Here is a 6,723-nt window from a genome sequence, read left to right on the forward strand (position 1 = left end):
CGAGTGCCCTTGCTGTCAGGCCATAGTCTACAACAGCCAAAGATCCGTGCTTCATGAACACCATGGTCCAGACAATTTGTGGTGTGCTAAGTAGCGCTTCTTGTCTATCTTTCGGTAGTTGACTGTATTCGGAATGGGTAAAGAGGTGTTTGTAGTAGCTTTTTAAGACGTTGTCTTTAAGATCGATGACTACAAACGCAGATTGATCGCGCCAGCCCCGAATAATATTGTTGTAAACCGGGTGGTCAAACGCCTTAACATAAAAGCTTTCTCCTGTCCGCTGCCCATTCTCGCTGTATCGCCAAACTTCGCTGTCTTCGGTTTCCGGATCTATGATCGCGAGTGCACAGGTCTGGTTGTCAAACCCGAGATCCAGTAACTCTTCAAACACCAGGGCGATCAGCTCCGCCATCTCTTCGCTACTGCGCATCCTCATGGTGCGCAACCGAATACGATCAAGGGATTCTTCAACCTTGAGCATATGCTCAGCGTGGGTCAGCCGTGCTTTGGTTGCTGCCAGGTCTGATATCAGGTCAGCTCTATCTGTTTGGTGTGGCGGTTTTTTCATCATAGATGGATGAATTGGTTAGAAACCAATCAGTCATCTCCTGCAGAGGGTACAAAGGTGGTATAACTTAAGGATAATCCGTGACCCGTGCCGTCAGTTGGTAAAGGGGTGTATGGCCGGCTCAGATTATTGGTTTGATGAACTGGATGCGAGAACACCCGACTTAATATATACAGTGTTTTCAGGCAAAAAAGCTCACGCTGCTGGTTGACTGTACCGTCTTGTAAATACGTAGTACTTGCAAACCAGTACCAAGACATTCATTTTGTATCTGGCTGTGTGATTGAATTGTATGTAGTGGTGTAGGTGAATTTGCTTAAGTATTTGTGAGCCAATGGTTAGTATGTATTTAATTAAGTATATGCTTTAAAATAAGAGCATAAAGTGCTGTGCTTATTTGTGTACCAGCTAAAATGCTTGTCTATGTACGATTCAGAGCAATATACCCATTGTCCAAGTTGTGATACCTCTGTATCCGGGATGTTTTGTAGTGCCTGTGGTGAGAAAGTTGTGGTTAGGGATTATTCGACCTGGAATTTTCTCAAGCTTTCTTTTGGCAGCCTCACGAACCTGGATGGGAAGGTTTTTCGTAGTTTTTGGTTTTTGCTCATCCGGCCGGGCTACCTTCCCCGTGTCTATCTTGATGGCCGGCGCCAGCCTTACATGCGTCCCATTCAGCTTTTTTTGATAGCTAACCTGGTTTACTTTCTCGTTCAGCCCCTTACCATCTTCAATACGTTCAACAACACCCTTACGTCTCACATGACCCGTCAGGTGTATAGTGAGGGAGCTAGGCTGGCAGATCTGGTTAACGAGGAGGTAGATGCCCGCGAGATTCCTTTTGAGCAATTTGAGGCATTGTTTAACCAGAAGTCAACAACTTATGCTAAATCATTTGTGTTGATGATTGTGCCGCTTTTTGCCCTGTTCCTTTACGCTGCTTTCGGCCGAACGCGGAGATACTATGTTGAGCACCTGGTTTTCTCTACACATTTTTTTGCTTTTCTGCTGTTCTTTGTGTTTTCTCTATTCCTCTTTCTATACAGCTTGGGGTATCAACTCACGTATCAGTTCTTGTTGGGTGATTTATTGAACCGTCAGCCAGAGGGGAGTTTTTTGCAGCGTTTTGTGCAACTTACAAATGAGCATATAACGACCCCAATTTTTATTGCGTACTTTTACCTGGCTGCTCGCAGGTTCTACGCTGAGTCACGGATATCCTGTTTACTGAAGAGTCTCGTGCTAAATTTTGCGATGCTATATGTCATTTATACGTATCGCTTCCTTTTATTTTGGATGACATTCTATTCAATTTAACCACCGTGCTACTGCCGGCTTATGGTCTGGTGGCACATAGAATATAGACGGAGATGCTGGATAAAATTAAACATGGCGATGTGCTGGAGTTACGTATCAACCGCCCGCCGGCAAATGCATTAAATCTCGCTGTGTTGCAAGCGCTTATTGAAGGTATAGAGGTAGGCGCGCGAGAAGCCCGCGCAATTGTGTTGTCGGGGCGGCCTGGTATATTTAGCGCCGGTCTGGATGTACCGTCGTTGCTGAAACTGAATCCGGATGAAACGCGGGGCTTCCTTGCCAGCCTCTTCAAATTGATGGAAGTAGTTGCACGGTGCGAAGTGCCTGTAGCATGCGCGATGACAGGACACAGTCCGGCCGGCGGGACTGTCATTGCTATCTTTGCTGATTATCGTGTTATGTGTCGCGGGAAATACAGGGCAGGGTTGAACGAGGTGCAAGTTGGACTTGCTGTGCCAGAAACCATCCAACACGCAATGATGCGGTTGACAGGGCCTCAAAAAGGAGCATTGTTAATGGCGGCTGGCAAACTTCTACTTGCTGAAGAGGCATACGAAGTGGGATTGGTTGATGCACTTGCTGATACGCCTGAGCAAGTAGTACAAGATGCCGTAGCATGGTGCGAAATGTTACTCAAACTCCCACCCAAAGCCATGCTGGCTACGCGAAAAACAGCACGGCAGGATCTTGTGGCCTGTTTTGATGAAATGAGTGAGCGAGATATCGATCGTTTTGTGGCCGGCTGGTTTGAAGAAGAAACGCAACAGGCCATGCACGCCCTTGTCGCACGTTTGGGCAAATAATCAGGTTAACTTGTCTATGCCCGCTACCAACCGGCGAACCCCTTCTTCCACTTTTGCTTTTTCCAGGGCCCCATAGGCAATGCGCAGGTAACATGCCTTTTCCATCCCAAACGCAGTCCCTGGGATAACAGCTACTTTATGCTGTTTGATGAGTTGCTCAGCCAATGTAAGGGCGTGCATGTCTGTGTTGATTTTCAGGAAGAGGTAGAATGCTCCTTCTGTTTGCGGGACGGTACATTTATCTGCCAGGGTAGCTAACTGGCCGACCACACGCTGCCGAACTTTTGCGAGTCCGGAAAGAAAAGAGCGGGGATATGAGGCACCTTCTTCGAGTGCGCCCAGGGCAGCAAATTGACTTGCAACTGTGGCGTTGATCAGGTTAGTATCCTGGGCTTTTTCAATCGCAGTACGCAATGCGTTTGGTGCTACCATGTATCCGATTCGCCAACCTGCAAATCCAAAAGACTTTGACATCGAAAAAATTGAGATGGTATGCGCCGCAGCGCCGGCAATGGCGGCTGGAGAAAAATGTGGCGTTTCACCGTAGATGAAATACTCATATGCTTCATCATTGATGTGGTAGATACCTTGCTTTTGACATAGCCCATTGATATGGCGTAAGGTGGGTTCAGCGTATACAGCACCCGTCGGGTTATTGGGTGAATTGGTAACGATAGCCCTGGTTTTTGGTGTGATAGCGGCTTGCAATTGCGCTATGTCTGGTTGATAGTTTTCATCCACCTCCACCAGAACGGCCTTGCATCCGAGCATTGTTATTGCCATTTCATGGTTGAAATAACAGGGTGCAAAAAGAATAACTTCATCCCCCGGCTCTGTGATGGCAAAGAGCGCGTTGAGAAATGCCATGTTTCCGCCCGCTGTAACGACCAGACATTGGTCGGATGTTAGATTCACAGCATTGTCGGCATTTAATTTTGCTTTCAACGCAGTCAAGAGTGGCTGAATCCCGGCTACTGGCGCATATAAATGATTACCTGGATCTTCCCAGATTTTTGCGCTATGCGATGCTGCTGCTGCGGGCGGCGGATAGTGTACCACGCCCTGACCGAGGGATATTGTCCCCGGATTTTCCCGAATAAGCGAGGCGATATGTGGGATAATCGGGTCTTGCACCCGTTGCATGCGCTGGGAAGCCATTTCTTGCAAACGTCTGACGATAAACAGTGAATTGGCAAGATAGTCACCTGTTGCTTAGGATACTTTTGATCTCCTGCTTTGCTTGTCAATTCAAACCAAAAAATTGACTCGAACAACCTGTTCTGCAGGTTATTTATTCCTTCATTGACAGGTAAACTCTTCGTAGATTCCAATGTGAAAGCCCTGCCCGTTTAAGATAGAGATCATGAATCGCATAGCATCTGTAGCAGAAATCCGGAGTCATTTCCCAGCACTGAAGCGCAAACAAAATGGGCATCTGGTGGCCTACTTTGATGGGCCCGGTGGGACGCAAGTGCCCCGTGTAGTGGGAGATGCCATGACTGAATACCTGTATTATCACAATGCCAACACCCATTGGGCCTATCCCGCAAGCGCTGAAACAGATCAAATGTTGGAAGAGGCACGGCAAACGTTTGCAGATTTCCTGAATGCGCAACCAAATGAGCTTGCTTTTGGCGCCAACATGACCAGCCTCACTTTCCATTTGGGACGTGCAATTGGCGAGGAAATGAACCCGGGAGATGAACTCATTGTAACTGAGCTTGATCACCACGCCAATGTGGATACCTGGCGACGAATGGCTGCTGAACGGGAGATGGTTGTCAGGCAGGTGAAAATGGACCCGGTTTCAGGCCAGATTGATTGGGATCATTTCAAGTCTGTGATTTCAACCCGGACTAAAATGGTAGCTATCGGTGCTGCATCAAATGCTCTGGGTACAGTTAACGATGTGAAACAAGCAACCGCGCTCGCACATGAAGCGGGTGCCTACGTGTTTGTTGATGCAGTGCATTATGCACCACACAAGCTTGTTGATGTGGCGGCTATAGGTTGTGATTTTCTTGCATGCTCGGCATACAAATTTTATGGTCCGCATGTTGGCATTCTTTATGGTAAACACGCACTCATGGAAAAACTTGATGTTGCACGGCTGGTCCCGGCGCCAAATAAAAATGCTGAGCGATTGGAGACGGGGACACAGAACCATGAGGGTATTGCTGGTGCAGCAGCAGCAGTGAATTTTCTGGCCGACCTTCATCCGGATGTGTCTCTCGATCGCCGGCTCCGACTTGCTCTTGTATACGAAGCCCTTGATCAGCGAGGCCATGAACAAGTAGCCCGGCTGTGGAATGAACTGGATGCAATGCCGCATGTAACTGTCTATGGACCCTCGCCTGAAAATACCAGGACGTCAACGTTGTCGTTTACAGTTGATCGGATAGCGTCTGAGGAAGTGACGAGACAATTGGGTGAAGCGGGCATCTTTACTTCGCATGGAGACTTTTATGCAACCACGGTTGTGGAGCGCCTCGGACTTGCAGATGAAGGACTCGTTCGGGCCGGTTGTGCTTGCTACACTTCCGATGAAGAAATCGCACGTTTGCTTGCCAGTGTTCAAAATATGGCAAAATGACCTAAGTAATTGTTATTAATGAGTTTGAGTTGGTTCTCTTTTGGAAAAAATCTATTCGTTTAAGTGTTTGTTTTTATGTGACTTGGGTGAAATGGAATCGAATCTCGCGCTGTCGATACAAAAAGACTGTGCAACTACACTGCTTAGGCCTTCAGAAAGGTGCATTTTTCTTGATAATACCTTCATATTTGGCGGTTAGAAACCCGGCCATGCAACAGGGATTTGCCAAATGAGACATCGACGAAAAAAATTGAGGAGGCAATAAAGATGGGAAGAAGAAGTGCTTACCCGATCTACTTTTCTTGTGTTTTGTTATTGGTCAGTTTGGCTTCAGCCTGTGAAGCGCAGCCGACTGACGTTCCGCAGGTTATGCCGCTGGCGGGGGCTGCAGTACAACAAGCAGAAGACTTTGGTGCGCTGGTTGAAAAACTCTCAGGCGAAGGCGGCTACTTTGATACTGACAATCTGATTTCAAATGAGTCGTCTTACTTGCACGTCATTCCTCGCTTAAATCAACTGGGCTTACGTGGAGGAGCATATCTTGGTGTTGGGCCTGATCAGAATTTTTCCTATATCGCACACCTCGAGCCTGAGCTCGCAATTATTGTCGATATCAGAAGAGATAATATGCTGACGCACCTGTTCTTCAAGGCGTTATTTGAACTTGCAGACAATCGACCGGCATTTTTGAGGTATTTGTTTGCCAGGGCGGTAGATATAACAGAAGAAGCTGCCCATGAAATGGATGTCGCGCAATTGATGCGTATCGTATCTGAAGCCGGAATGGCGGATGCAACCGTGCAGGAAGCAATTCATAAAGCAGTCATGCAGCAAGTCCGGCAATCTGGTGTTGCATTAAATGAAGCTGATTTGGACAAGATTGGCCAGATCCATGCTGAATTTATGGCAAAAGGGCCGGCGCTTCGGTTTACCAGCCATGGTCGTGCACCGCAGTCATACTATCCTACCTATGAACAATTGGCAACTGAAACAACACTTTCAGGTGAGACTGCCGGTTTTTTGGGGCAAGAAGTCTATTTTCAGCGCCTGAAGAAAATGCAGGAGGAAAACCGAATAGTGCCAGTTGTGGGAGATTTTGCTGAAGCCCATGCTTTGCCGGCAATTGGTGCGCACCTGAAAGAAAACGGTCTGGAAGTCCACGCCTTTTATACATCGAACGTAGAGTTCTATTTGATGAGGGGGCAAAAAATTAACAGGTTTGCAGCCAATGTGCGACAGCTGCCTTTGTCTCCTCAAAGTATTTTTATTCGTAGTTATTTTAATAGATGGCGTGCGGGGCATCCATTGAGTGTGCCTGGGTATGGAAGTACGCAATTGATGCAGCCAATTGAAGCAATGCTTTCCATGGAAACGCTAACGTATCGCGACTTAATATTGCAAGATATACTTGATTACTGATTTTTGTAAGTTTTTTAAAAACA

General features: G+C 47.2%; 6 protein-coding genes. 4 read left to right on the plus strand and 2 right to left on the minus strand.

The annotated features are described in order from the left end of the window. Positions 1 to 571: hypothetical protein (locus AAF564_25060; protein ID MEM8488839.1), on the minus strand; the 571-nt coding region annotated here is incomplete at its 3' end. Positions 572 to 1,078: 507 nt separating this feature from the next. Between AAF564_25060 and AAF564_25065 the strand changes: the two genes are divergently transcribed. Both AAF564_25065 and AAF564_25070 read left to right on the plus strand, forming a co-directional pair. After that, positions 1,079 to 1,885, plus strand: coding sequence for a DUF3667 domain-containing protein (locus AAF564_25065; GenBank protein ID MEM8488840.1), 807 nt, complete (start codon positions 1,079 to 1,081; stop codon positions 1,883 to 1,885). A gap of 53 nt (positions 1,886 to 1,938) precedes the next feature. Further along, positions 1,939 to 2,688, plus strand: coding sequence for an enoyl-CoA hydratase/isomerase family protein (locus tag AAF564_25070; protein ID MEM8488841.1), 750 nt, complete (start codon positions 1,939 to 1,941; stop codon positions 2,686 to 2,688). On the opposite strand, the gene AAF564_25075 is transcribed toward AAF564_25070, so the two are convergent. After that, positions 2,689 to 3,846, minus strand: a complete 1,158-nt coding sequence (locus tag AAF564_25075) for a pyridoxal phosphate-dependent aminotransferase (GenBank protein MEM8488842.1) — start codon at positions 3,844 to 3,846, stop codon at positions 2,689 to 2,691. 205 nt (positions 3,847 to 4,051) lie between these two features. Here AAF564_25075 and AAF564_25080 point away from each other — a divergent pair, with 205 nt between their 5' ends. Together AAF564_25080 and AAF564_25085 are read left to right on the plus strand one after the other, a co-directional pair. After that, positions 4,052 to 5,281 carry a cysteine desulfurase-like protein gene (locus AAF564_25080; GenBank protein ID MEM8488843.1) on the plus strand — a complete coding sequence of 410 codons (1,230 nt, stop codon included), beginning with the start codon at positions 4,052 to 4,054 and terminating at the stop codon, positions 5,279 to 5,281. Positions 5,282 to 5,503: 222 nt separating this feature from the next. Then, positions 5,504 to 6,700, plus strand: a complete 1,197-nt coding sequence (locus AAF564_25085) for a hypothetical protein (GenBank protein ID MEM8488844.1) — start codon at positions 5,504 to 5,506, stop codon at positions 6,698 to 6,700. The last annotated feature ends 23 nt before the right edge of the window (positions 6,701 to 6,723 follow it).

It is taken from the genome of Bacteroidota bacterium (assembly GCA_039111535.1).
Taxonomy (GTDB): Bacteria; Bacteroidota; Rhodothermia; order Rhodothermales; family JAHQVL01; genus JBCCIM01.